This window comes from Microbacterium schleiferi, from assembly GCF_020781975.1.
Classification (GTDB): Bacteria; Actinomycetota; Actinomycetes; order Actinomycetales; family Microbacteriaceae; genus Microbacterium.
In genome coordinates, this window is sequence record NZ_JAJGNI010000010.1 from 36,094 (window position 1) to 61,987 (window position 25,894).

21 protein-coding genes are annotated in these 25,894 nt (G+C 67.8%); 17 read left to right on the forward strand and 4 right to left on the reverse strand.

Annotation, left to right across the window (positions count from 1 at the left end):
- The first annotated feature begins 46 nt into the window (after positions 1–46).
- The 8 genes from sucC to purH all read left to right on the forward strand — a co-directional run bounded on the left by sucC (position 47) and on the right by purH (position 8,642).
- A complete protein-coding gene (sucC, locus tag LL236_RS12260; RefSeq protein ID WP_228179128.1) occupies positions 47–1,213 on the forward strand; it encodes an ADP-forming succinate--CoA ligase subunit beta in 1,167 nt (388 codons plus the stop codon).
- Positions 1,214–1,240: 27 nt separating this feature from the next.
- Entirely contained in the window at positions 1,241–2,143 is a 903-nt protein-coding gene (gene sucD / locus LL236_RS12265; protein WP_228179129.1) for a succinate--CoA ligase subunit alpha, read from the forward strand.
- Positions 2,144–2,295: 152 nt separating this feature from the next.
- Positions 2,296–2,730, forward strand: a complete 435-nt coding sequence (locus tag LL236_RS12270) for a nitroreductase family deazaflavin-dependent oxidoreductase (protein WP_228179130.1) — start codon at positions 2,296–2,298, stop codon at positions 2,728–2,730.
- Positions 2,731–2,851: 121 nt separating this feature from the next.
- Positions 2,852–3,421, forward strand: a complete 570-nt coding sequence (locus LL236_RS12275; RefSeq protein ID WP_228179131.1) for a hypothetical protein — start codon at positions 2,852–2,854, stop codon at positions 3,419–3,421.
- Complete coding sequence (locus tag LL236_RS12280; RefSeq protein ID WP_228179132.1) at positions 3,418–5,007, forward strand: polysaccharide deacetylase family protein; 1,590 nt, start codon at positions 3,418–3,420, stop codon at positions 5,005–5,007. The genes LL236_RS12275 and LL236_RS12280 overlap by 4 nt, the downstream gene beginning before the upstream one ends.
- Before the next feature lie 43 nt (positions 5,008–5,050).
- On the forward strand, positions 5,051–6,307 hold the full coding sequence (locus LL236_RS12285; RefSeq protein WP_228179133.1) for a cell division protein PerM: 1,257 nt from the start codon (positions 5,051–5,053) through the stop codon (positions 6,305–6,307).
- Positions 6,308–6,311: 4 nt separating this feature from the next.
- Complete coding sequence (purN, locus tag LL236_RS12290) at positions 6,312–6,896, forward strand: phosphoribosylglycinamide formyltransferase (protein WP_228179134.1); 585 nt, start codon at positions 6,312–6,314, stop codon at positions 6,894–6,896.
- 138 nt (positions 6,897–7,034) lie between these two features.
- Entirely contained in the window at positions 7,035–8,642 is a 1,608-nt protein-coding gene (gene purH, locus LL236_RS12295) for a bifunctional phosphoribosylaminoimidazolecarboxamide formyltransferase/IMP cyclohydrolase (RefSeq protein ID WP_228179135.1), read from the forward strand.
- Between the two features lie 120 nt (positions 8,643–8,762).
- On the opposite strand, the gene LL236_RS12300 is transcribed toward purH, so the two are convergent.
- Positions 8,763–10,181: a dihydrolipoyl dehydrogenase family protein gene (locus LL236_RS12300; RefSeq protein ID WP_228179136.1), complete on the reverse strand. Its 1,419-nt coding sequence runs from the start codon at positions 10,179–10,181 to the stop codon at positions 8,763–8,765.
- A gap of 102 nt (positions 10,182–10,283) precedes the next feature.
- On the opposite strand from LL236_RS12300, the gene LL236_RS12305 reads away from it, so the two are divergent.
- The 4 genes from LL236_RS12305 to LL236_RS12320 all read left to right on the forward strand — a co-directional run bounded on the left by LL236_RS12305 (position 10,284) and on the right by LL236_RS12320 (position 16,254).
- On the forward strand, positions 10,284–11,792 hold the full coding sequence (locus LL236_RS12305; protein WP_228179184.1) for an AlkA N-terminal domain-containing protein: 1,509 nt from the start codon (positions 10,284–10,286) through the stop codon (positions 11,790–11,792).
- Between the two features lie 2 nt (positions 11,793–11,794).
- Positions 11,795–12,313 carry a methylated-DNA--[protein]-cysteine S-methyltransferase gene (locus LL236_RS12310; protein WP_228179185.1) on the forward strand — a complete coding sequence of 173 codons (519 nt, stop codon included), beginning with the start codon at positions 11,795–11,797 and terminating at the stop codon, positions 12,311–12,313.
- 303 nt (positions 12,314–12,616) lie between these two features.
- Positions 12,617–14,440, forward strand: a complete 1,824-nt coding sequence (locus LL236_RS12315) for an ABC transporter ATP-binding protein (RefSeq protein ID WP_228179137.1) — start codon at positions 12,617–12,619, stop codon at positions 14,438–14,440.
- Entirely contained in the window at positions 14,437–16,254 is a 1,818-nt protein-coding gene (locus LL236_RS12320) for an ABC transporter ATP-binding protein (protein WP_228179138.1), read from the forward strand. Before LL236_RS12315 ends, LL236_RS12320 begins: the two co-directional genes overlap by 4 nt.
- A gap of 112 nt (positions 16,255–16,366) precedes the next feature.
- On the opposite strand, the gene LL236_RS12325 is transcribed toward LL236_RS12320, so the two are convergent.
- Positions 16,367–16,819 (reverse strand): GNAT family N-acetyltransferase, encoded by a 453-nt coding sequence (locus LL236_RS12325; RefSeq protein ID WP_228179139.1) that lies wholly within the window; start codon positions 16,817–16,819, stop codon positions 16,367–16,369.
- Positions 16,820–16,953: 134 nt separating this feature from the next.
- On the opposite strand from LL236_RS12325, the gene LL236_RS12330 reads away from it, so the two are divergent.
- On the forward strand, positions 16,954–19,173 hold the full coding sequence (locus tag LL236_RS12330; RefSeq protein WP_228179140.1) for an NADP-dependent isocitrate dehydrogenase: 2,220 nt from the start codon (positions 16,954–16,956) through the stop codon (positions 19,171–19,173).
- Positions 19,174–19,239: 66 nt separating this feature from the next.
- On the opposite strand, the gene LL236_RS12335 is transcribed toward LL236_RS12330, so the two are convergent.
- Together LL236_RS12335 and LL236_RS12340 are read right to left on the reverse strand one after the other, a co-directional pair.
- The gene (locus LL236_RS12335; protein WP_228179141.1) at positions 19,240–20,160 is read right to left on the reverse strand and encodes an N-acetylglucosamine kinase; all 921 of its coding nucleotides are present in this window, start codon (positions 20,158–20,160) and stop codon (positions 19,240–19,242) included.
- On the reverse strand, positions 20,157–21,131 hold the full coding sequence (locus tag LL236_RS12340) for an acetylxylan esterase (protein WP_228179142.1): 975 nt from the start codon (positions 21,129–21,131) through the stop codon (positions 20,157–20,159). The genes LL236_RS12335 and LL236_RS12340 overlap by 4 nt, the downstream gene beginning before the upstream one ends.
- Before the next feature lie 210 nt (positions 21,132–21,341).
- Here LL236_RS12340 and LL236_RS12345 point away from each other — a divergent pair, with 210 nt between their 5' ends.
- The 4 genes from LL236_RS12345 (at position 21,342) to LL236_RS12360 (ending at position 25,889) form a co-directional block, all read left to right on the forward strand.
- A complete protein-coding gene (locus tag LL236_RS12345) occupies positions 21,342–22,574 on the forward strand; it encodes an ROK family transcriptional regulator (RefSeq protein ID WP_228179143.1) in 1,233 nt (410 codons plus the stop codon).
- 79 nt (positions 22,575–22,653) lie between these two features.
- Positions 22,654–23,925: an extracellular solute-binding protein gene (locus LL236_RS12350; protein WP_228179144.1), complete on the forward strand. Its 1,272-nt coding sequence runs from the start codon at positions 22,654–22,656 to the stop codon at positions 23,923–23,925.
- A 186-nt stretch (positions 23,926–24,111) separates the two neighbouring features.
- Entirely contained in the window at positions 24,112–25,083 is a 972-nt protein-coding gene (locus LL236_RS12355; protein WP_228179145.1) for a carbohydrate ABC transporter permease, read from the forward strand.
- The gene (locus tag LL236_RS12360; RefSeq protein WP_228179146.1) at positions 25,080–25,889 is read left to right on the forward strand and encodes a carbohydrate ABC transporter permease; all 810 of its coding nucleotides are present in this window, start codon (positions 25,080–25,082) and stop codon (positions 25,887–25,889) included. Before LL236_RS12355 ends, LL236_RS12360 begins: the two co-directional genes overlap by 4 nt.
- Positions 25,890–25,894 lie beyond the last annotated feature (5 nt).

Genomic DNA, 25,894 nt, shown 5'->3' on the forward strand with positions numbered 1-25,894 from the left:
CGAGACACTCCCTCACCCACCCGACGCCGCAGCGGAGGACACCAGCGTGGATCTGTACGAGTACCAGGCACGAGACCTATTCGAGAAGTACGGGGTGCCGGTGCTCCCCGGCATCATCGCCGACACTCCTGAGGAGGCGAAGGCGGCTGCCGAGAAGATCGGCGGTGTCGTGGTCGTCAAAGCTCAGGTCAAGACCGGAGGTCGCGGCAAGGCCGGCGGCGTGAAGGTCGCGAAGAACGCGGACGAAGCCTACGAGGCAGCGAAAGCGATCCTGGGGCTGGACATCAAGGGTCATGTCGTCCACCGGGTCATGGTCGCAGCCGGTGCTTCGATCGAGGAGGAGTTCTACTTCTCCGTGCTGCTGGACCGCTCGAACCGCTCCTACCTGTCGCTGTGCTCCGTCGAAGGTGGCATGGAGATTGAGCAGCTCGCGGTGGAGAAGCCCGAGGCCCTGGCCCGCGTCGAGGTGAACCCGCTGACCGGTATCGACAAGGACAAGGCTGTCGAGATCGCTACCGCTGCGGGCTTCCCCGCGGAGCTCGTGGACAAGGTCGCGGATGCCTTCGTGAAGCTCTACGACGTCTACACCGGCGAGGGTGCGACCCTCGTCGAGGTCAACCCGCTCATCCTCGACGGCGACGGCAACATCATCGCCCTCGATGGCAAGGTCACCCTCGATGACAACGCGAGCGAGGTGCGCCACCCCGAGCACGAAGAGCTCGAGGACAAGGGCGCTGCCGACCCGCTGGAGGCCAAGGCCAAGGAGTCGGGTCTGAACTACGTCAAGCTCGACGGCGAAGTCGGCATCATCGGTAACGGCGCGGGCCTGGTCATGTCGACCCTCGACGTCGTCGCCTATGCCGGTGAGAAGCACGGCGGCGTGAAGCCCGCCAACTTCCTCGACATCGGCGGTGGGGCATCCGCGACGATCATGGCCGCAGGGCTGGACGTCATCCTCGGCGACCCGCAGGTCAAGAGCGTGTTCGTCAACGTCTTCGGCGGAATCACCTCGTGCGTCGCGGTTGCCGACGGCATCGTCAAGGCACTCGAGATCCTCGGGGACGCCGCCACCAAGCCGCTCGTCGTACGCCTCGACGGCAACCAGGTGGAAGAGGGTCGCGAGATCCTCGCCGCCGCGAACCACCCGCTGGTCACCCTCGCCGCCGGTATGGACGAGGGCGCTGACAAGGCAGCCGAGCTGGCAGCCGCCTGATCGCGCAACCGGATAAGGACTTCTGACATGTCGATTTACCTCAACAAGGACTCCAAGGTCATCGTCCAGGGCATCACCGGCGGCGAGGGTACGAAGCACACCGCCCTCATGCTCAAGGCCGGCACCCAGGTCGTCGGCGGTGTGAACGCCCGCAAGGCCGGGACGACCGTCTCGCACACCGACAAGGACGGCAACCCCGTCGAACTGCCCGTTTTCGCATCCGTCGCCGAGGCCATGGAGAAGACCGGGGCCGACGTCTCGATCGCGTTCGTGCCGCCCGCCTTCACGAAGGATGCCATGATCGAGGCCATCGACGCCGAGATCCCGCTGCTCGTGGTCATCACCGAGGGCGTGCCGGTCGGCGACACCGCCGAGGCCTGGGCCTACACGCAGTCCAAGGGCAACAAGACGCGGATCATCGGGCCGAACTGCCCCGGCATCATCACCCCCGGCGAGTCGCTCGTAGGCATCACCCCGGCCAACATCACCGGCAAGGGACCCATCGGCCTCGTCTCGAAGTCGGGCACCCTGACCTACCAGATGATGTTCGAGCTGCGTGACCTCGGCTTCTCGACCGCCATCGGCATTGGTGGTGACCCCATCATCGGCACGACCCACATCGACGCGCTCGCCGCGTTCGAGGCCGACCCCGAGACCAAGGCGATCGTCATGATCGGTGAGATCGGCGGCGACGCCGAAGAGCGCGCCGCAGCCTTCATCCAGGCCAACGTGACCAAGCCCGTTGTCGGCTACGTCGCGGGCTTCACCGCGCCCGAAGGCAAGACGATGGGCCACGCCGGCGCGATCGTGTCGGGCTCCGCCGGCACCGCTCAGGCCAAGAAGGAAGCTCTCGAGGCCGCGGGCGTGAAGGTCGGCAAGACGCCGTCCGAGACCGCCGCCCTGATGCGCGAAATCATCGAAAAGCTCTAACCGGCGAACCATTTCCGCGAACCCACATCTTCCGCGGCGAACCCACGTGTTCGCGCCACCGCAAGATGTGGGTTCGGGGGTGAGGATGTGGGTTCGGCACAAGACCGCGGACGGCTGTGCCCATGGTCGCGGGCTGGCGGTAGCCTGAAGCCATGCCACTGACCGGAGAGTACAAGCCGTCCACGTCGGAGTGGGCACGCACCCAGGCCGAGACCTATGAAGCCACGGGGGGTGCCGAAGCCAACGAGCTGCGAGGCGTGCCCGTCATCGTCCTGACGACACTCGGCGCGAAGTCCGGAGGACTGCGCAAGACCGCCCTCATGCGCGTCGAACACGACGGCAGCTACGCCGTGATCGCCTCGAAGGGTGGCGCACCTGACGAGCCCAAGTGGGCAGGCAATATGCGTAAGCACGCCACCGTCGAATTGCAGGATGGCGCGACCAAGCGTGACTACATCGCCCGCGAGGTCGAGGGTGACGAGCGTGAGCAGTGGTGGGCGCGCGCCGTCGAGGTGTGGCCCGACTACGCCGAGTATCAGAAGAAGACCGACCGGCTCATCGCGGTGTTCGTGCTCGATCCCGCCTAAGCCCGGGGCGCAGGCTGGGAGTCTGCTCGCAGTTCACGGGTTGTCCCGGCCCGCCGTCAGGTTCCGGACGCACTGAGGCGCCACAATACACACAGCGCCGCCCGTGCGCCCCGGAGCCACCATGAACGAGACCGCACGAGCCGCCGCAGCCGCTTCCGCGTCGCATCGACCCGCCCCCTGGTGGGTATGGGCGCTGGCAGCTGTCGGTGCCGCCGGACTCGTGGCGTTTCTCGCGCTGGTCGGGGTCGTCGTGGTCCCGCCCGCCCTCGCGAATCTGCGGACTGAAGTTGCGAGCGCTCAGACCCCGATGGTCGTCGGATCAGAGGCGGCATCCGTGACAGTCGTGGTCCCAGACGGGTGGCTCATCACCCGGCAGGATGACGCGCATGCCACGATCGCGACTCCCGATCGCGGGATGATCGTCGCCGTCGAGCTGAGCGCTGACGAGCCCGCGGCAGCCGCTTCGGTAGCCGGTGTCGCGTCGCCGTTGGTTGAGACGCTCGCTTCGGGCCTGACCGTTGCGCACGGCATTCCGGTGGCTCCGGCAGATCAGGATCCTGCCACGGTTCCGGCTCTTGTTGCCGCCGTCGGACCTGTCGCGCAGGGGTCGATCGTGTTCGCCGTGTCCAGCGACGACCTCGACCGGTATAGACCAGCCCTGGCGAGCCTCCTCGAGGGAGTCAAACCTTGAGGGGCGGGCGGCGCCGGGTCATCCGCCCGGCCGCAGCGGCGGCCCTGATCGCGTGCGCGACAGTTGTGGTGGCGGGTTGCGCACCGGCAATCGATCCGAGCTGGACCCCGCCAGCGTGGCCGGCGACCACGCTGCAGGTCGTCGATGCGGAACCTCAGCCGCTCGACGCTCAGGCCGGCCAGCCGCTGGCCGCCACCGTGTCTCCCGAGCGCATCCGCCAGGACGGCGTCGGTATCCAGGCGCGCTACGCCTTGCTGCCGGGCGTCGAAGCGTTCAACGACGCCGTGCGTGGCTACGTCCGCACCGCGATCGGCGCGCGTCAGGACGCGACCGGCGCCACCTACGGTCCGCAAGCCGGCTCCGCCGGTGCCGGCCTTGCCGACCGGTCCTGTGTTCCGGGATCCACCGAGATCCCAGCCGCCGACCTGCTCGCCGACCCCGCCCTGGCCGGGCCTGTCGTCAGTGGCGGCTCTGCGACAGTCGTGTGCGATGTGGTGTGGGCATCGGCGAGCATGTTCGGACAGCGCCTTCGGACCGTCCTCTCGGCCTCGGATGGACAGATCAGCGATAGCGTCGACACGTTCTTCGCAGACACGGCAACCGGTGAAGTGGCGACAGCGGCGCAGGTGTGGACGCCTGATGCAGCAACGACGCTGGCCGCTGACGTATTCGAAGGTCTCCGCCGCGCCGCCGGCTCCCTGTCGCTCGCGCCGCTCGCAGACCCCGCTGCCCTCGAACGGCTGGCAGCCTCCTTCGCGACCACGATGCCCGCGGCAGCCGGTGGAATGCAGTTCACGATCCCTGCCGGGTTCACCACCGATGCGCTCGCGGCTCTCGGCATCCCACCGACTGACGCGGCTCGCACGGTTCTCGTGCCCGCAGCTGTCGCCGAACCCCTCCTCACTGACTTCGGAAGGCGTCTTCTCGCCTCGGTCGGTCAGCCGTATTCCGGACCCAGCATCCAGAACCCAGGCGATGTGCCGGTCGACTGTTCGCTGACGCCGTGCGTTGCGCTCACCTACGACGATGGTCCCAGCGACCTCACCCCGAGCATGTTGGACGCGCTGGCGGCGCGTCGCGCCAGCGCCACGTTCTTCGCGATGGGGTCGAAGGCGCGAGCCTACGCCTCGACCCTGCAGCGGATGGTGGCTGAGGGACACCTCATCGGAAACCACAGCTGGAATCATCCGTCTCTTCCGAATCTCACCGACGCGCAGATCGCTGCACAGCTCGGCGACACGTCGGCTGCCCTGCAATCGGCATCCGGTCAGCCGATCACGATGTTCCGGCCGCCGTACGGCGAATACAACGCGCGGGTGCTTTCGATCGCGCGGATGCCGGCGATCCTCTGGGACGTCGACACGGAGGACTGGAAGGGAATCGACGACGACGTGCTGATTCAGCGTGCAGTGAATCAGCCTCGACCCGGGTCGATCGTGCTGCAGCACGACATCCACGGCAACACCGCGCGCACTGTCGGAGCCGTCTGCGACGGACTCCTCGATCGAGGTTTCACGATGGCCACCATCACCCAACTGTTCCGCGGCTCGGTCCCGAACTCGGGAGCGTGGCGCAGCGCCCGGTGAGTCGACCGGTGAGTGGCCCGGGGATGGGTAAGGTCGAAGCCGCATGAACCGGGTCATCGTCTTCCTCCTCGCCGCCTTCGACGCGCTCGTCACCGTCGCCGCAGGACTCGTCGTCGTACTCGCGCCGGCGACGCTGCTGTGGGTCGTCGAGTTCGGGGGCCTTGCCCCGTGGAGCGCACTCTGGCCCACCGCCGCGAGCGTCTGGCAACTCGGGCACGTCGTCCCGCTGGAGATCACGCTCCCCGCCGACTACCTGGCAACTGCCGGCATCGATCCCGATGCGGCATCCTTCGTGCTGTCGCTCGCTCCGCTGGCCTTCGCGGGATTCACCGCCATCTCCGCAGCGCGCTCGGGTCGCCGCGCCTCGCGCTCGGGTGCGGCATTCACCGGTGCCCTCGCGGGAACCGCGGTCTTCGCAGCTGCGGCCGCCGGGATCGCCCTGACGGCCGGAAACGCCGTCGCGCACGCATCGCTTACCGAAGCGATCCTCTTTCCGGCCCTGGTCTTCGGCATCCCGGCGCTCCTCGGCGCTCTGGTCGGGGAGTGGCAGGATGCTGACCGCGGCGTCATCGCGGGGCTGCGGGAGCGCGTCGAGGACCTGCCCGAGGACTGGGCTCTCGTTCCGACGGTCATCGCCCGCGCGGGATCCATCGCGGCAGTCGGCCTGGTGGGCGTCGCGGCCCTCACCACCGCCGTTGCGATCTTCGCTCGGGGCTCCGAGATCGTCGGTCTCTACGAGGCCGCCAATGTCGACGTTCTCGGTGCCGTAGTCCTTACGCTCGGCCAGCTTCTGTACCTTCCCACCCTGATCGCGTGGGCTCTAGCGTTCGTTGCCGGACCCGGTGTCTCCCTCGGGGTGGGTTCGACGGTCGCGGCATCCGGAACCACGACCGGCGTCCTGCCCGGACTGCCGCTGATGGGCGCACTCCCCGAATCCACGTCCCCCTGGCTACTTCTGCTCGCTCTTCTGCCCGTCGGCGTTGGATCCTTCGCCGGGTGGGTTGCCCGGTCCTTCTTCGCCGCGGATGCCGAGCGCGTTTCAGCCCGCATCGTCACCGCACTGGGGGTTGCGGTCGCCGCTGCAGGTTCAGCGGCGCTGCTGGCCGTTCTTGCCTCCGGCTCGCTCGGGCCGGGGGCGCTCGCGCAGCTAGGGCCGGAGCCCGGTCCTGTTGCGCTGGCCATCGGTATCGAGGTCGGGGTCGGCGCCGGCATCCTGCTGCTCTCACCGCGACGTCGAGCCCGTGACGACGGTGCCACCGAGGCCGTGCCCACGGCGCTGCTGGAGCCCTCGGTAGACTGAGTCGGTGCTCACCGTCGCCGTTCTCATCTCTGGCGCCGGATCCAACCTTCGGGCGCTGCTCGAGGCGGCGAATGAGCCCGACTATCCGGCGCGCATCGTTGTCGTCGGCGCCGACCGCGAAGCAGACGGCCTCGCCCATGCCGAAGCATTCGGCATTCCCTGGTTCTTCGTTCCCTACGCCGAGTATCCGGATCGGGAGGCCTGGGGTGAGGCGCTTCGCGACCAACTCGCGGTCTGGCAGCCCGACCTGATCGTTCTCAGCGGGCTGATGCGGTTGCTCCCCGCATCGGTACTCGAACCTTGGGCGCCGCGTATCATCAACACCCACCCCGCGTACCTTCCGGAGTTCCCCGGCGCCCACGGCGTGCGGGACGCGATCGCCGCCGGTACCACCCAGACCGGCGCGAGTGTCATCGTCGTAGACGCGGGGGTCGATACCGGACCGATCCTCGCGCAGGAGCGCATCGCAGTGCTTCCCGGCGATGACGAAGAGAGCCTTCATGAGAGGATCAAGCCGGTCGAACGCCGACTCCTCATCGACGTGGTGAGGCGCATCGCGACCGGCGACCTCGATCTCTCCTCTCCCTGACTATTGCCTGACCAGCGCCGCGACGACGCAGCAACCGCGGCCGATGACCACCCGACAGATTCCGAACCACAGCTTCCGGCCCCGAGCCTCACAGCCCAGGGCCTCGACAGCTCAGAGCCCCGACAGCAAGGAGACCTGATGGCAGGCCCCAGTCACGACCCGTCCCTGTACCGCGACCGCGACGTCGTGCCAGTCCGGCGCGCGCTGGTGTCGGTGAGCGACAAGACCGATCTCTTGAGCCTCGCCGAGGCTCTTGCTGAGGCCGGCGTCGAGATCGTCTCCACCGGGTCGACGGCCGCGACGATCCGGGATGCCGGCTTTGCGGTGACCGACGTCGCCGCTGTCACCGGGTTCCCCGAGTCGCTGGACGGGAGGGTCAAGACCCTACATCCTGCCGTGCACGCCGGCCTCCTTGCCGACCTTCGCCTTGCACACCACGAGAACCAGCTCGCCGATCTCGGCATCCAGCCCTTCGAACTGGTCGTGGTGAACCTGTACCCGTTCGTTGAGACCGTCGCCTCCGGCGCGCAGGGCGACGATGTCGTCGAACAGATCGACATCGGCGGTCCCGCCATGGTCCGGGCGTCTGCGAAGAACTACGCGAACGTCGCGATCGTGGTCTCGCCCGAGTCCTACGGGTCGGTGATCGAAGCCATCCGCGCGGGCGGCACATCCCTCGCTCAGCGCCGCGAGCTTGCCGCGCGCGCCTTCGCGCACACCGCAGAGTACGACCGGGCAGTTGCAACCTGGTTCGCCGACGAGACGCTGGGGGAGGATGTGGACCTGCCCGCGCACCTCACGATTCGAGCCGAGCGACTGTCGACCCTGCGTTATGGCGAGAACATGCACCAGCGCGCCGCGATCTACACGCGCACCGGCGGACACGGCATTGCGCAGGCTACCCAGTTGCAGGGCAAGGAGATGTCCTACAACAACTACGTCGATGCTGACGCCGCCCTGCGCGCGGCCTTCGACCTGGTCAAGCCCGCCGTAGCGATCATCAAGCACGCGAACCCGTGCGGTATTGCGGTGTCGGCGCCGAACGCGCTGGACCCGATTGCCAGCGCGCACCTGCGCGCCCACGCCTGCGACCCGGTCTCGGCGTTCGGAGGCGTGATCGCCGCCAACCGCAAGGTGACCCTGAAGATGGCCGAGAACCTGCGCGACATCTTCACCGAGGTGATCGTCGCCCCGGACTTTGAGCCTGAGGCGCTCGAGGTTTTCCGCCTCAAGAACAACCTGCGCGTGCTGAAGCTGCCCGACGACTGGAAGCAGGAGCCGATGGACGTGCGGCTCATCTCGGGGGGGCTCCTTCTGCAGGATGCCGACCGCTTCCCCGACGACATCGAGTCAGTCGCCACCGATTGGGAGCTCGTCTCCGGTGAGCGGCCTGAGGCCGACGCGATGACCAACCTCATCTTCGCGTGGAAGACCTGCCGTGCCGTGAAGTCCAACGCGATTGTCCTCGCGAAGGACTCGGCGACTGTCGGTATCGGCATGGGCCAGGTGAACCGCGTCGACTCGTGTCGCTTGGCCGTCGAGCGCGCCGGGGATCGCGTGCAGGGTGCCGTTGCGGCATCCGACGCATTCTTCCCGTTTGCCGACGGACCGCAGGTGCTCATCGATGCCGGCGTGTCGGCTATCGTGCAGCCGGGAGGGTCCGTTCGTGATGAGGAGGTCGTGAAGGCCGCGCGCGACGCGGGCGTCACGATGTTCTTCACGCGCGAGCGCCACTTCTTCCACTAAGTCGCGCCGCGCGAGCGGACCGATTGCAGGATCATCGTCGGGCCAGTCGATGGCCACGCGGGCTGTCGAGCGAATCATCCTGCGATCGGTCCCGCGTGGTCCCCGGCGACAGGCTCTCGCTCAGGGACGCCCGTAGGCCTCCAGCCAGCGCAACCAGACCTCGCTGACCGTCGGGTACGACGGGACCGCGTGCCAGAGCCTGCTCAGCGGCACTTCTCCGACGATGGCGATCGTGGCCGAGTGCAGCAGCTCCGCGACATCCGGGCCCACGAAGGTCGCCCCGACCAGCACTTCGCGCTCTCGGTCGACGACAGCGCGGGCCTGGCCGCGGTAGTCATCCGAAGCCGTGGACGCTCCCGCGATCCACGAGAGGTCGTAGTCCAGCACCCGGATGTTGATCCCCGCCGCTTCCGCGCGCTCGGCAGTCAGCCCGACCGAGGCCACCTCGGGGTCGGTGAAGGTGACCTGCGGCACGTGGTCGTGATCGGCTGTTGCGACGTGGGCGCCCCATCGAGACGTGTCGACATGGGAACCGCGGGCGCGGGCGGCGATCACGTCCCCCGCGGCGCGCGCCTGGTATTTGCCCTGGTGGGTGAGGAGCGCGCGGTGATTGACGTCGCCGACCGCATACAACCAGTCGGTATCGCGCACCAGCATCGTGTCGTCGACATCGAGCCACGCGCCAGGCTTCAGATCGACAGACTCGAGACCGAGGTCTGCGGTACGCGGCACCCTTCCGGTGGCGACGAGCACCTCATCCGCTGTGACCGACGAGCCATCCGAGAGCACGAGAGTGCGACCCTTCGCGTCGCGGGATGCCGAGACGACATCGACCCCCGTACGGACCTGGGCTCCCTGCGCGGTCAGCGCCTCGGCCACCATCTCACCCGCGAACGGCTCCATACCGCCCAGCAGCCCGGATCGCGCGATGAGGGTCACCGCCGTGCCGAAACTCGCATACGCGGTTGCCATCTCGCACCCGACGACCCCACCACCGATGATGGCGAGCGACGCGGGCGCGGACCGTGCGCTTGTCGCTTCGCGGCTCGTCCACGGTTCGATCTCTCGGAGCCCGGGAGTGTTCGGCAGCAGAGCCGCCGAGCCGGTGCAGACGGCAACGGCGTGTGTGGCGATGAGGTCGACGACCTCGCCGCCGGGACGGGTGACTTCGACCCGCTTGCGGCCCGCGATACGGGCATGTCCCCGCACCAGATCGATTCCCGCGCTCTCGAGCCACTCGACCTGCGAGGAGTCATTCCAGTCGTGCGTCATCCGGGTGCGGCGCGCCAAGGCTGCAGCGACATCAACGTTGCCGGTGACGGCCTGCTTTGCGCCGTCGACTGCTCGGGCAGCCCGCAGTACCGATCCCGCGCGCAGCAGCGCCTTCGAGGGCATACACGCCCAGTACGAGCACTCGCCACCGACGAGTTCGCTCTCCACGATGACGACCCGCAGGCCGCCCTGCACTGCCCGGTCGGCGACGTTCTCGCCAACCGGCCCTGCCCCGATCACAACAAGGTCATATTCGCGCGCGCCCATATGCCACGGTAACCCGCGTGCCCCGCGGCTGTCTCCCGCTGCCGTGTCTGATTTCCGCCAGTGCGCGGGGGAGGGGCGTGGGAGTCTTGACCCGTGCTCTCCATGACCTTCGACGAACGGTACGCCGCGATCCAGTCGCGCGACGCCCGGTTCGACGGTCAATTCGTGACCGCCGTCAGCTCAACAGGCATATATTGCCGACCCAGCTGCCCGGCCAGAACGCCGAAGCCGGCGAACGTGACCTTCTATCCGACCAGCGCCGCCGCCCACGAAGCGGGGTACCGCGCGTGCAAGCGGTGCCTGCCCGAGGCGGCTCCCGGCTCCCCGGATTGGGACGTGCGCGGCGACGTTGCCGCGCGGGCGATGCGCCTCATCGCCGACGGGGTCATCGAGCGCGAAGGTGTTCCGGGGCTCGCACACCGACTCGGCTACTCGCCGCGGCATCTGACCAGACTGCTGACGGCCGAACTCGGCGCCGGACCGCTCGCGCTCAGTCGCGCGCAGCGGGCACACACGGCGCGGATGCTGCTGGTGGGCACCGCGATGCCGGCATCCGACATCGCCTTCGCGTCGGGTTTTGCCAGTGTGCGGCAGTTCAACGACACGATCCGTGAGGTCTTCGGGCTCACACCGCTCGAGGTGCGCGCCCGGCGCACGGGGTCCGCAGCACCCGGCGGCGCGATCGATCTGGCGCTGCCGGTGCGAGGTCCGTTCGATGCTGCGGGACTGTTCGCCTGGATGAGCGCGCGGGCGTTGCCCGGTGTCGAGGTGGCAGGAGAGGCATCCTTCGCTCGGACGGTGCTGCTGGCCTCGGGTCCCGCCTGGTTCGAGGTGAGAACGGATGCCGGCGGCCTGCGCCTGCGCGCGACGGTGACGGCCCTATCTGATCTCGCGACCCTCGTTGCTCGCGTTCGTCGCATCTTCGACCTGGATGCCGATCCGCTCGCGATCGACTCCGCACTGTCGCGGCATCCCGAACTCGAGCCGCGGGTCCGGGCGATTCCCGGCATCCGGGTTCCGGGCGCAGCCGACCCCCACGAGATGCTCATCCGCGCGATGGTGGGCCAGCAGATCACTGTCGCCGCGGCGCGCACGGCGCTGACCGCTCTTGCCGATGCGCTGGGCGAGGAGGTCGCCGGGCCCGACGGCCTGACCCGGCTGTTTCCGACGATGGCAACCATCGCCGATCACGGCGCCGAGGTGCTGCGGGGTCCTGCGGCACGCATCCGATCGATCGTCGGCGCCGCGCGAGCCCTGGCCGAGGGAGAGGTGACCCTCACGATCGCCGACGACGGGAGCGAGCAGCGCCGAGCCCTGCTCGCTCTTCCCGGCGTCGGACCGTGGACCGCCGACTACGTGCGGATGCGGGTGCTCGGCGACCCCGACGTGTTCTTGCCCACGGACGTCGCCGTCCGAAGTGGCGCCCGAGCCCTCGGCATCCCTGCGGAGGGGCTCGAGACCTGGGCGGCGACAGTCGCGCCCTGGCGCAGCTACCTGAGCGCGCACCTGTGGCGAGCCGTCCCCGCCCGGCCCGGCCGAGCCGCGACCGCGCGTACCAGCACTGTCCGTTCCCCCGCGCCCGCCGCGTCAGCCGAGGAGGTTCTCACATGACCCTGACCGCCGTTCTCCAGTTCGTCGACACTCCCGACGGCCCGTTCGCGATCCTCGCCGCCGACGATGGCGCGGTGCTCTCATCGGGGTGGACCGACTCCGCCGAACGCATCGTGGAGCGCATCCGTCCGGCCGATCGGCCCGCGGACATCCGCTCCGGCACGACGGATGCCGCATCCGTCGTCCGCGACTACTACGCCGGTGATCTCGCGGCGATCGACGCCGTGCCGGTCCGGCAGTTCGGTACGGCCGGTCAGCTGGCCGGATGGGCGGCACTTCGCCGGATCGCACCCGGAGCGCCGCTGTCGTACGCGACGTTCGCCGCAGCGCTCGGTCATCCCGCAGCGGTGCGGGCCGCGGCATCCGTCTGCGCCCGCAATGCGCCGGCGCTGTTCGTGCCATGCCACCGCGTGCTGCGGACCGACGGGAGCCTCGGGGGATTCGCGTGGGGGATCGAGATCAAGCGTTCGCTGCTGGATCGAGAGAATCCGTCCTTGCTTTCAGCCGACTCTCAGGCATAGTCTGAAGGGCTGCCGCGTCGTGCGGCAGCCCGTACGCCAAGGAGGATGCCATGTATCAGATCGCTTTCGTCGCGAGTCCTGTCGTCCTCATCGCCGCGGCGCCCCTGCGTCACCGCGGTCCCGCGATGACGCGCTAGCAGCGTCGCGACGCACTCGTTCGCGTGTCGGTGACCTGACCGGTCGCGGCACACTCTCGGCGCCCGCAGCGTTGTCGACCACGGCATAGCACCCTCGCCTCAGGCTCTGGCTGCCGCCCTCCCCGCCCGCAGACCCGCGGGTTCGCTTCGCCCTCCCACAAGGACCATGACCGTTACGCCTTCATCCCCCACGCCCCACCTGTCGACCCTTCGTGCCCTGGGCCGGCTGCTGCCCTTCGCCCGGCCGGTGCTGCCTCGGCTGGTCCTCGGCGCGGCAAGTGCGATGCTCGCCTCGGTGCTGGCGCTCATGTTTCCGCTCGTGCTCGAGGTGATCGTCGGCGGCCCGATCGCCTCGGGCGACCCCGGCCAGATCGCGTGGGGCGCGGCGGCGATCCTGGCGCTCGGCCTTGCCGAAGCGGCAATGGTCTGGGCGCGCCGGTGGTTCGTGCTCGCACCGTCGACGAGGGTGGAATTCGAGCTGCGGACGACGTTCTATCGCCGACTGCAGCGCCTGCCCGTTGCCTTCCACGACCGCTGGCAGTCCGGTCAGCTGCTCTCGCGGATGATGCAAGACATCAGCATCATCCGACGCTGGCTCGCGTTCGGTCTCGTGTTGCTGGTGGTCAACGTCCTCACGATCATCGTCGGCGCGGTCTTGCTGTTCCAGTGGCACTGGTTGCTCGGCGTGATCTTCCTGGTCACCTCCGCGCCCCTCTGGTATGCCGGATACCGCTTCGAGAAGCGATATGGAACTCTCGCCCGCCAGTCGCAGGACCAGGCCGGAGACCTCGCCACCTCCGTCGAAGAGAGCGTGCACGGCATCCGCGTGCTCAAGGCCTTCGGGCGGGGATCGCACGCCCTGCAGAAGTTCGCCCGCCAGGCCGAGACCCTGCGCGAGACCGAGATTCATAAGGCGCGCGCTGTCGGGCTGATCTGGTTCTGGCTGATCCTGCTTCCTGACATCGCGTTCGCTCTCGCACTCGGTGCCGGTATCGCGCTCATTCAGATGGGTCAGCTGAACGCCGCTGAACTGATCGCATTCTTCGCGATGGCGACGGTGCTGCGCTGGCCCATGGAGTCGATCGGATTCCTGTTCTCCTTCCTGCTGGATGCCCGCACCGCCACCGACCGTATCTTCGAGGTGTTCGACGAGGTCGACACCATCACCGATCCCGAGCAGCCGAAGACCCTTGCCTCTCCTCGCGGTGAGTTGGCGTTCGAGGGCGTCCATTTCCGCTATCAGGACGCGCCGGAAAGCCAGCGCGACCTGCTCGACGGTGTCGATCTCGTGCTGCGTCCCGGCGAGACGATGGCCCTCGTCGGTCTCACCGGGTCAGGAAAGACGACCCTCACGACCCTGCCCACACGGCTCTACGACGTGACCGGCGGCCGGGTGACCCTGGATGGGGTCGACATCCGTGATCTGACTCTCGCAGAGCTGCGTACCCACATCGGCATGGCGTTTGAGGATGCGACGCTGTTCTCGCAGACCGTGCGCGAGAACGTCTTGCTCGGTCGCGAAGACCTCGTCCCTGGCAGCCCCGAGGCCGAGGCCGCGCTGCAGGAAGCGCTCGCGGTTGCACAGGCGAGCTTCGTCGACGACCTCCCCGACGGCGTCGACACGGTCATCGGCGAAGAGGGACTCAGCCTGTCTGGCGGGCAGCGCCAGCGTCTGGCGCTCGCGCGGGCGGTCGCGGCAAAGCCCGCCGTGCTCGTTCTCGATGACCCGCTGTCGGCCCTCGACGTTGACACCGAGGCTCTCGTGGAGGATGCCCTGCGGCGGGTCCTCGCCAACACGACGGCACTGGTCATCGCGCATCGACCGTCGACGGTGACGCTCGCCGACCGCGTCGCTCTGCTCGAGGACGGCAAGGTGACGGCGGTGGGGAAGCACTCGGACCTGCTCCGCGAGAGCGAGCACTACCGGTACGTCATCTCGAGCCTGGAAGACGAACAAGCCCGCATGCGAGAAAGGGAGGTGACACTGTGAGCGCCACTGTCGTGGGAACTGCCGGCGAAGACCGGTCAGACTACACGCGGGACGAGAGCCGCGCCATCCGTCGCCGCTCGCTGCGCCTGCTCGGGTCGCTGATCTCGCCGCTGCGGTGGCAGGTTGTCCTCGCCGGTGTCGTGCTGGTCGTATCGACGGCCCTGCAGGTAGCGGGCCCCGCGCTGATCGCGTTCGGCATCGACACCGCGCTTCCGCTCGTTCTGGCGCCGCAGACGAACTGGATGCCGACGATCGGGGTCGTCGCCGTCTACCTCGTCGCCGGGCTCGGCGGCGCGGGCCTCGTGGGCTGGTTCGCGGTCGTTGCGGCTCGCCTCACGCAGGCCGTGATGCTGGATCTTCGCAAGCGGATCTTCCTGCACACGCAGCGGCTCAGCCTCGAGTTCCACGAGTCCTACACCTCGGGCCGCATCATCTCGCGGCAGACCAGCGACCTGGAATCCATCCGGGAGCTTCTCGACGGTGGGCTCAACCAACTCGTCTCGGGGCTGCTGTACGGCGGGTTCACGCTGATCGCGCTGCTGCTGCTGGACTGGCAGTCCGGAGTCATCCTCGCCGTCATGGGAGTTCCGCTGTTCCTGCTGATGCGTTGGTTCTACCGCCGCTCGCAGGCTGTCTACCGTGAGTCACGCGTTATCAGCGCGAAGCTCATCGTGAAGTTCGTCGAGACCATGACCGGCATCCGTGCCGTCAAGGCGTTCCGCAAGGAGCCGCGCAACGACGATGAGTTCGGAGACGTCGCCGAGGACTACCGGGACGTCAACATGCGCTCGATCCGCCTGTTCGGCACGTTCGAGCCTGGCCTCATGGCTGTCGCCTCGGTGAGCATTGCCCTGGTCGTGCTGTGGGGAGGCCTGCGGGTTGCCGACGGGGCGATCGCCATCGGCATCCTGCTGGCAAGCGTCCTCTACGTGCGGAACTTCTTCGCACCTCTGCAGGAGGTCGCGATGTTCCTGAACTCGTACCAGGCTGCCACTGCGGCGCTTGAGAAGGTCTCGGGGGTGCTGGAGGAGGAGCCGACGGTTCCCGACCCGACCGATGCCGTCGACCTGTGGACCGCGCGCGGACACGTCGCGTTCGAAGACGTCACGTTCGGGTACGCGGATGACCGCGTCATCCTGCCGCACTTCTCGCTCGACATCCCCGCAGGGCAGACCATTGCCCTGGTCGGCACGACGGGGGCGGGCAAGTCGACGCTCGCGAAGCTCGTCTCGCGCTTCTACGACCCGACGCGCGGCGCGGTGACCCTCGACGGGGTCGACCTGCGGCGCCTGCACCCGAAGGACCTGCGGCGCGCGATCGTCATGGTCACGCAGGAGGCTTACCTGTTCAGCGGCACGGTCGCCGACAACATCGCGCTCGGGAAGCCCGACGCGACGCTCGACGAGATCGAGTCGGCGGCGAAGGCGGTGGGGGCTGATGCCTTCATCCGGGCTTTGCCCGACGGCTACGACACCGACGTGAACAAGCGCGGCGGCCGCGTTTCGGCGGGGCAGCGTCAGCTGATCTCGTTCGCGCGGGCGTTCCTCGCAAACCCGGCGGTGCTGATTCTCGACGAAGCGACGGCTTCGCTCGACATCCCGTCAGAGCGGGCGATTCAGGATGCCTTGCAGACGCTCCTGGCAGACCGCACGGCGATCATCATCGCGCACCGCCTGTCGACTGTGGCCATCGCCGACCGGGTGCTGGTCATGGAGCACGGCAGGATCATCGAGGACGACACCCCCGAGACGCTGATCGCGGGAACGGGCAAGTTCGCGCAGCTCCATGCGGCGTGGCGGGAGTCGCTGGTCTGACGATGCCGAAAAAGGCGACGGGGCCTCGGTGGGGGAGGGGAATCCGAGGCCCCGCCGCCAGCCGACAAGCCCCTCGGGTGGGGGCTGAATACTGAGGGTGGGACTCGCCGGATCAGAGCCGGATCTCGGCGACGATCTCACCGTACTCGGTTTCGCCCACCGGTGTGAAGCCAACGCGCTCGAAGAATGCCTGCGGCCCCTCTTCGCCCGCCCCATAGATGACGTTCACGTGATCGACGCCGTGCTTTCGCGCTTCTGCGAGCAGGCTTTCGACAGCGAATCGACCGATCCCGCGACCCTGGTCGTCGGCGTCCACGTTGATCCGCCACAGCACCGACCGGAAGTACTCCGACACGCTGTCGCCGTCGAAATTCGCGCTGATGAACCCGACCACGTCGTCGCCGTCGAGCACGACCCGCTGCCACATGGTCTGTGGATCGACATCCCCGGCCGCCACCTCGTAGCTTTCGGGGGCGAGAAACTCAGCCTGCCCGGGCTTGAGCGACATATTGTTGACAGCTTCCACCGTGGCGGCGGACAGTTCAGCAAGTCGCAGTTCGGCCATGTCACACAGGCTAGCCGGGATGCCGCGGTTCAGCATCCCGGGGCACCCTTTTCGGGGGAATTTATCTTGATATCGAGATAGTTAGGCCGGTGCGGTAGGCTCGTGCGCGGCCCCCGAGCGGAAAGATCAGGCGAGTGAGCGAATCCACGATCATCTACACGTACACAGACGAAGCCCCGGCTCTGGCCACAGCTTCCTTCCTTCCCATCGTGCAGGCGATCACGCATCAGGCTGGTGTGGATGTCGAGACGCGCGATATCTCTCTCGCAGGCCGCATCCTCGCCGCTTTCCCACAGCAGCTCACGCCCGAACAGGCGGTCGGTGACGCCCTCGCCGAGCTCGGCGGGCTCGCAACGCTTCCCGAGGCCAACATCATCAAGCTGCCGAACATCTCGGCATCCATTCCGCAGCTGAAGGCTGCCATCGCCGAACTACAGTCGCAGGGCTACGACATCCCCGACTACCCGGACGAGCCGCAGACGATCGAGCAGAAGGATGTCCGGGCGCGGTACGACCGCATCAAGGGGTCGGCAGTCAACCCCGTCCTGCGCGAGGGAAACAGCGACCGCCGAGCGCCGCTGTCGGTCAAGAACTACGCGCGCAAGCACCCGCACCGCAACAAGCCTTTCCCCGAGGGCTCGAAGACCCGGGTCGCGACGATGGGTCACGACGACTTCAAGAGCAACGAAAAGTCGTGGGTCGCCGCTCATGACGATGTCCTCTCCATCCGCCACGTCGGCACCGACGGTGCGGTGACAGTGCTCAAGGAAGGGCTGAAGGTCCTTCCGCGCGAGATCATCGATGCGACCTTCCTGTCGGCATCCGCCCTCGACGCGTTCCTCGCCGAGACGCTGGCCGAGGCATCTGCGGCTGACGTGCTGTACTCGGTGCACCTGAAGGCCACGATGATGAAGGTCAGCGACCCGATCATCTTCGGCCACGTCGTGAAGACGTACTTCGCGGATGTCTTCGAGCGCTACGGCGACAAGCTCGCGGCAGCGGGTCTGACCCCGAATAACGGCCTCGGCTCGATCCTCGCCGGGCTCTCGAGCATCGACGGGGGTGACGAGATCGCCGCCGCGATCGACGCCGACCTCGAGCGTGGACCGCGCCTGTCATACGTGAACTCCGACAAGGGCATCACCAACCTGCACGTTCCCTCGGACGTCATCGTCGATGCATCCATGCCCGCCCTGGTCCGCAACGGCGGCAAGCTGTGGGGAGCCGACGGTGGTGAGGATGACACGCTCGCGGTGATTCCCGACTCGTCCTATGCCGGCGTCTACCAGGCCGTCATCGACGACGTCATCGCGAACGGACCGCTGGACCCCACGACGATCGGCACGGTTCCCAACGTCGGTCTCATGGCGCAGGCAGCCGAGGAGTATGGCAGCCACGACAAGACCTTCGAGATCGCAGCTCCCGGCGTTGTTCAGGTGCTCGACTCGTCGGGTGAGGTCCTGCTCGAGCACGAGGTCGGCGCCGGCGACATTTGGCGGGCGACGCAGACCAAGCACATCGCCGTCATGGACTGGGTGAAGCTCGCCGTCACGCGCGCCCGGGCGACCGGGGTGCCCGCCGTGTTCTGGCTCGACGTGAACCGCTCGCACGACGCGCAGTTGATCGCGAAGGTACACCAGGGGGTCGCGCTCCTGGACACCAAGGGCGTGCAGATCAGCATCCTGTCGCCCGAGGAAGCAACCCGCTACACGCTCGCACGCATGCGCCACGGCCTGGACACGATCTCGGTCACCGGCAACGTCCTGCGCGACTACCTCACCGACCTGTTCCCGATCCTCGAGGTCGGCACGAGCGCCAAGATGCTCTCGATCGTGCCGCTGCTCGCCGGCGGCGGGCTGTTCGAGACGGGTGCCGGAGGCTCTGCTCCGAAGCACGTGCAGCAGCTGCTGAGCGAGAACTACCTGCGCTGGGATTCCCTGGGTGAGTTCTTCGCGCTCGCGGCATCCCTCGAGCACCTCGCCGAGTCCACCGGCAATGCGCGGGCGAAGGTCCTCGCCGACACGCTGGATGCCGCCACCGGCACGTTCCTCGAGAACGACAAGTCCCCGGGGCGCGCGCTCGGCACCATCGACAACCGCGGCAGCCACTTCTACCTCGCGCTGTACTGGGTGCAGGAGCTGGCGAAGCAGACCGAGGATGCTGAACTTGCGGCGATCTTCGCGCCGGTTGCCGAGAAGCTCACTGCTGAGGAGGCGACGATCGTCGCGGAGCTCAACGGAGCGCAGGGGTCGCCGGTCGAGATCGGTGGCTACTACCGCCCGAACGGCGAACTGGTCAACGAGGTCATGCGACCGTCAGCGACCTTCAACGCCGTCATCGACGCGCTGCGCTGATCCACTCTGACTCGGGCGGCTCCGCTTCTGCGGGGCGGCCCGACGTCGTTTCCGGGCGTGCCCGGGCTAGGCGCGGGCCGACCAGGTGAGGGGGGCGAGCGGGTGATCGGCGGGCAGGTCGATGAGGGCCTCGACGCCGTCGATGCCGATCCCGGCGGGCTCCACGATCCGCGCATCCGGTCGCCCATTCACCAGCGCCCGCGTGAACTCCTCGCGCAGCGCCTCGGAACGGAAGACCCCGCCGATCGCGCACACCGCCGGTTCGGCGTCGACGCGACGCAGCGCCGTGAGCGCGCTCTCTGCCAGCAGGTCCCCGGCACGGCGCAGGATGTCGAGAGCCACCGCATCCCCGTCCGCGCCTGCCCGTGCGACCTCGGCCGCGAAGGACGCGACGATGCTCACCCGGGCGGGGTCTGCCTGCAGATCGATGTAGGCCTGCTCGAGATCTGGCCAACGCCCGCGGACGGCATCCGTGAGCGCCGTCGCTGTGCCTCGACCATCGTGGTCGCGCATCGCGGCGACCAGCGCTTCGCGTCCGAGCCAAAAGCCGCTGCCGGCGTCTCCCATGAGGTAGCCCCAGCCGTCGACGCGCGCGGCGCCGCCGGGGCCGACACCGAGAGTCACGACCCCCGTTCCCGCCGCGACGACGGCACCGTGCGCGGTGCCGCGGGCGCCGAGGTAGGAGGTCGTCGCATCATGCGCGACGACGGCGTGTGCGGCCCCGGCGCTGCGCACCAGCGCCGCGACAGCAGCCGGAGTCGTTTCGCCGTCGGTAAGGCCCGAAACTCCCGCCGCGAGGTGACGGATGTCGAGGTCGAACTCGTCCGCGATCTGTCGCGCCGCCAGACCGATCTGCGGGAGCACCGGCTGGTCGGTGCGAACGCCCGGCAGCAGGGCCTCACCGACGGATTGGTCAGTGCGCACGCGCACCTTCATGCCGGTCTGGCCGGCGTCGATCGCGACGACGGCAGCGGTGCGAGAGCTCACTGGATGCCCAGTTCAGCGAGGAACGCGGCCTGCTGGGTCCACTGGTGCGCACCGCCGCCCTCGTGGTCGTTGAACTCGTAGGCCACGATGCGCTTGGTTTCGTGAGCGAACGCGTTGAAGGCCGCATACACCGTCGAGGGTGGGCAGGTGAAGTCCATGAGTGCGACCGAGAAGAGCCCCGGTGCACTCGCACGGCGTGCCATCGAGACGCCGTCGAAGTAGCTGAGCGTCCTGAAGGTGTGCTCCCGGGCGTCCCGGTGCACGCTGAGGTACCGCACGAGTTCCTGGTAGGGGTCGCGGTCGGTCAGCCCGACGGCCCGGGAGAAGTGGCAGAGGAACGGCACGTCGGGCATGACGGCGACGAGTCCTTCCGACAGTGCGCCGGCAGCGAGGGCGATACCACCACCTTGGCTGCCGCCGGTGACGGCAAGGCGATCCGCGTCGATCTGGGGAAGCATGCGGATGGCGTCAACCGCACGGACGGCATCCGTGAAAACCCGGCGGTAGTAGTAGTCGGCCGGGTCATCTATTCCGCGGGTCATGTATCCGTTGGTTGCGGCGCCGGTGCCGTGCGGGTCGGGAGTCTCGCCGCCAGTGCCCCACGTCGAGCCCTGGCCGCGCGTGTCCATGATCAGGTGCGCGTAGCCGGCCGCCGACCACGCAAGCCGCTCGGAGGGGAGGCCCCGTCCGCCGCCGTATCCGATGTACTCGACCACCGCGGGAAGCGGGGCGGTTGCGCCGGCGGGTACCAGCAGCCAGGCCTTGATCGGGTCGCCGCCGAAACCCGCGAACGACACATCGAACACGTCGACCGACCGCAGCGCCGAGTCGACAGGAGTCAGTCGCGGCTCCCAGCCCGCGACGCGGGATTCCTCGAGCGTGATGGCCCAGAAGGCGTCGAAGTCTGTGGGTTCGTTGATCTGCGGGACATAGGCCTCGAGCTCAGCGGCGGAGAGGTCGAAGTAGGGCACGCTGCTTCCTTTCCGGGCGGTGCACGAGCGCCCTTGGCATGTTACGGCTCCTGCCCGGTCGACGATTGATCCGACCTGCGCACGGCGACGATGTGACACCGCATTCATCCGGTCGCCGCGCCCCAAGCGCATGTAACGGTTTTGTAAACTGTCCGTCCAAATTCGGTCACGCCCTTGCAGTTCTTTTGTTCGTAAGGTCTACTAACAAACATGACTGCATCGGAAGTGCAGCGCGGCTCTTCCACGGGGCCCGCGCACACCCTCATGGCTCGTGGCGCCCAGCCCACGGCGTCCACGGATGCCGCAGCTGTCGCTTCAGACACGGTGCAGCGCCGCAGTCTTCGCCGGGCAAAGGTGCTGCCCGAGCACGCCCGTGCCCACAATCGCTCCCTCGTTCTCCAGACGCTCTTCCATGACGGCGCCATGAGTCGGGCTGACCTTTCCCGGGAGACGGGGCTGACACGCGTCACAATCTCCGACCTCGTCGCCGAGCTCATCGGTGACGGCCTGGTTGCTGAGCTCGGCGTTCGCGAAGCGTCGGGTCCGGGCAAGCCCGCGATGGTTGTCGACCTCGATCGTGCGGGCCACCGAATCCTCGGCATGGATCTCTCCGGCCCCGACACGTTCCTCGGCGCGATCCTCACCCTCGACGGCGATATCGTCGCTCGCCACGAGATTGCGGCACCGCGCGGGGCAGAACATGCCCGGGATGCGGTGATCGAGCTGGCACGGCACCTGGTCGCCGATGCCCACGCCCCGGTCCTCGGAATCGGTGTCGGCTCTCCCGGCGTCGTCGACAACGACGGTGTCGTGCTCAGCGCTCCCGGCCTCGGCTGGACGCAGCTGCCGCTGCGCAGCATCCTCGAGGATGCCCTCGGGCTGCCGGTGCTCGTGGCAAACGACGCGAACGCCGCCGTTCTAGCCGAATACACCTTCGGTGGTGCGCGCGACGACGTCGTGCTCGTGAAGGTCGGACGCGGCGTCGGGTCGGGACTGGTATCGGCCGGTCAGCCCATGCGCGGTGCGCACTTCGCGGCGGGCGAGATCGGACACGTCACCGTGGGCACCGACGGCGGCCCACAGTGCGCGTGCGGCAAAGTCGGATGCCTCGAGGCGTGGCTATCGGTGCCCGCCTTGACGGCTCGCATGGCGGATGCCGAGACTCCCGCGGACCGTGAGCAGCAGCTGCGCGACGCCGGTGAACGCCTGGGCATCGCGCTCGCGCCCATCGTCGGTGCGCTCGATGTCTCCGAGATCGTGCTCTCGGGTCCCGATGAACTTCTCGCCGGTCCTCTCGCAGAGGCAACGGTCGAGACGATCCGCACTCGCACGCTAGCCCGGTTCCATGACGGCGTGCGCGTTCGGATGACGGCGCAAGGCCAGGACATCGTTCTGCGCGGAGCTGCCGTCATGGTCCTGTCAGGCCAGCTCGGGGTGTCGTAACCGCCGCCCCAACCATTCCCCCCACCGGATAGGTCGCCCGACCTCTTCCGAACACCAGAGAAACACGAAGGAAGACACCATGAAGAAGACGCTCGGAGCCGTCGCCCTCGCGGGCGCCTCGGCGCTCGTGCTGGCCGGCTGTGCCGGCGGTGCCCCCGCGGAGCCCGAAACGGGCGACATCACGGTGTGGCTCGTCGGCGCCGACACGCCCCAGACCGCTCGTGACTACCTAAAGCAGACCTTCGAGTCCGAGAACGAGGGCTGGACGCTCACGATCGAAGAGAAGACGTGGGCTGACGTGTCGGACACGTACACCGCCGCACTGTCGTCGAACGACTCTCCGGATGTCGTCGAGGTTGGCAACACGCAGGCACTGGGCTTCGCGGATGCCGGCCTGTTCCTGGACATCTCCGACATTCAGGACCAGCTCGGCGGTTCGGACCTGCTGCCCGGACTCGTCGAGGCTGGCACGTACGAGGGATCGCTCTACGCCGCGCCCTACTACGCGGGCGGCCGGATCGTCTTCTACAGCCCGATGATGGTCGACGAGGTCCCCGCGACCCTCGATGAGTACGTTGCCGAGGGCGTCGCGCTGACCACCGACACGGTCTCGGGCATCTACGCACCCGGCAAGGACTGGTACAACGCGCTTCCCTATATCTGGGCCTTCGGCGGCGAGATCGCCGTTCAGGACGGCGACACGTGGGACGCACAGTTCTCGAGCCCCGAGAGCCTCGAGGGTCTCAACCTCCTGCAGACGGTGTATCAGGACGCCACTGTCGCGCCGGCCGACGGCAACGAGCTGATGGCAAACATTGCCTTCTGCAACGGCGAGGCCGGGTTCATTTCAAGCCCCGCATGGGCCGCCGGAAACCTGACGGGTGCGTGGCCGTGGGCCGATGAGGACGCCGGGCAGAACTCCGAAGGGTGCCCCGACACCTATGCAGCCGACCTCGGCGCGTTCGCGCTGCCGGGCCTCGAAGCCGGCGAGACCGCCCCGATCTTCGCGGGCGGATCCAACGTAGCCGTCGCCACGAAGAGCGCCGCGCCGACGAAGGCAAAGGCAGCCCTCGAGATCATGCTCTCCGAGGACTACCAGAAGCTTCTCGCTGAGCAGGGCCTCACGCCCGGAATCATCTCGGCCGCCTCCGCTCTGCCGGACACCCCGATCGCCCAGGCCCAGGCTGCGGCTCTTGCCAACTCGAAGGGGACGCCGGCCAGCCCGAACTGGGCCGAGGTCGAGGCTGCCCAGATCATCCCTGACGCTCTGGTGCGCATCGCTCAGGGCGAGGACGTCGAGGCTGTAGCCACCGCGCTCGACGAGCAGATCGAGGCCATCCTCAACCAGTGATCGACGGATGCCGCCGCGCGGGCCTCCCCGCGCGGCGGCACCCCGACCACGTGCCCGATGGCTCCGTCCGATGCATGAGTTTCCCGGTCGTGCACCGAACCGAGTGATCGGACCATCCGTCCGTGATGATCGACGCATGCCGTCGTTCGTCGTACCCGCCATCCGCCGCAGAAAGGAGGGATCGCCGTGACCACCACTCTCGCCGCATCGACGGCTTCCGATTCGCCGCCTCCGCCGGCCCTGATCGCCGACCGCGTCAAGCGCAGGAACCGCCGCGAGGCCCGGAACGCCTGGGGCCTGCTGACGCCGGCCCTGATCGTCATCGGGGTGATGACCGTCTACCCCGCGGTCCTGATGGTCGTGCAGTCCTTCACTGACTACACCGTCAAGAACAAGGTTCAGGGCACCTGGCCGACCTTCGTCGGGTTTGAGAACTACGTCGACCTGTTCACGAAGTCCGACTTCCCGGCCGCGCTCATGCGCAGCCTCGGGATCATGATCGTGCTCACGGTGCTGAACCTCAGTCTCGGCATCCTCGTCGCGGTCCTCATGGTGCGGCTGAGCCGCGCATGGCGGATCGTCGTGTCGATCGGTCTGCTGGTCGCGTGGGCGATGCCACCCCTCACGGCGACAGTCGTGTGGGGATGGATCTTCGACACCGAGTACGGCCTGGTCAACTCCATGCTCAACACCCTCACCGGCACCGAGAACTGGACGAACCACTCCTGGCTGCTGAACCCCTGGTCGTTCTTCATGGTTCTCACGATCATCATCGTGTGGCAGTCGGTGCCGTTCGTGGCGTTCACCACCTACGCCGCCCTCGGTCAGGTTCCGGATGAGGTGCTCGAGGCGGCATCGCTGGACGGCGCGACCGGCTGGTCACGGTTCCGGCTCATCGTCTTCCCGTACCTGCGCAGTGTTCTCACCGTTGTGCTCGTGCTGCAGATCATCTGGAACCTCCGGATCTTCACGCAGGTGTATGCGCTGCAAAGCCGCGGGGGACTGGCCTCCGAGACGAACGTGCTCGGCACCTACCTGTTCCGGCAGGGGGTCGGTGAGTTCGGCGCCACCGCGGCGATCGGTGTCGTGATGGTCATCCTGTTGCTTGTCCTCTCGTGGGGATACGTACGCACGACGCTCAAGGAGGAGGAGCTGTGAGTACTCAGGTCACCCCCGCCAGCCAGCTCGGCACTATCGGCATCGACGACGAGCCCCGCGTCCGTCCTCGGGGTACGCGTCCCCCGCGGCTCGAGGGAGCGCGCCGACCGAGCCCGCGCAAGGTCGTGACGCGCACCCTGCTGAACATCGCGGCAGCTGTCGTGTTCGTGATGTCGGTGTTCCCCGTCTACTGGATGGTGAACATGTCGTTCACCCCGACGAACGAGATCATCAGCCGCGACCCGAGCTTCGTGCCACTGGACTTCACCCTCGAGAACTACATCACGGCGTGGACACGGGAGGCTGCCCCGGGCCAGACCGACTTCCCGCACGCGCTGGGCACCACCGTGACCGTCACCGTCGGCGTCCTCATCGTCACGCTGCTGGGGCTCGGAATCGTGTACACCGCCGCCGTGATCCCCTTCACGATTTGGACCCTGCGCGGGTTCGTCGCGGGAGTTCCCGCCGACCTCGAAGAGGCAGCCATGATCGACGGCTGCACCAAGTCTCAGGCCTTTTGGAAGGTCACGTTCCCGCTGCTCGCGCCGGGCCTCGTGGCCACCGGGATCTTCGCGTTCATCCAGTCGTGGAACGAGTTCACGATGGCTCTGCTCATGATGAAGGGCTACAACCTCACGCTGATGCCGTGGCTCAATGCCTTCCAGTCCTCGTCGGTGGGTGGCGCCGTGAACTGGGGAGCGGTGATGGCCGGCTCCACCCTGATCGCTCTGCCGGTGGTCATCTTCTTCCTCATCGTTCAGGGCCGAATGACCGGTGGACTTGTCGCCGGAGCGGTAAAGGGCTGATGAGA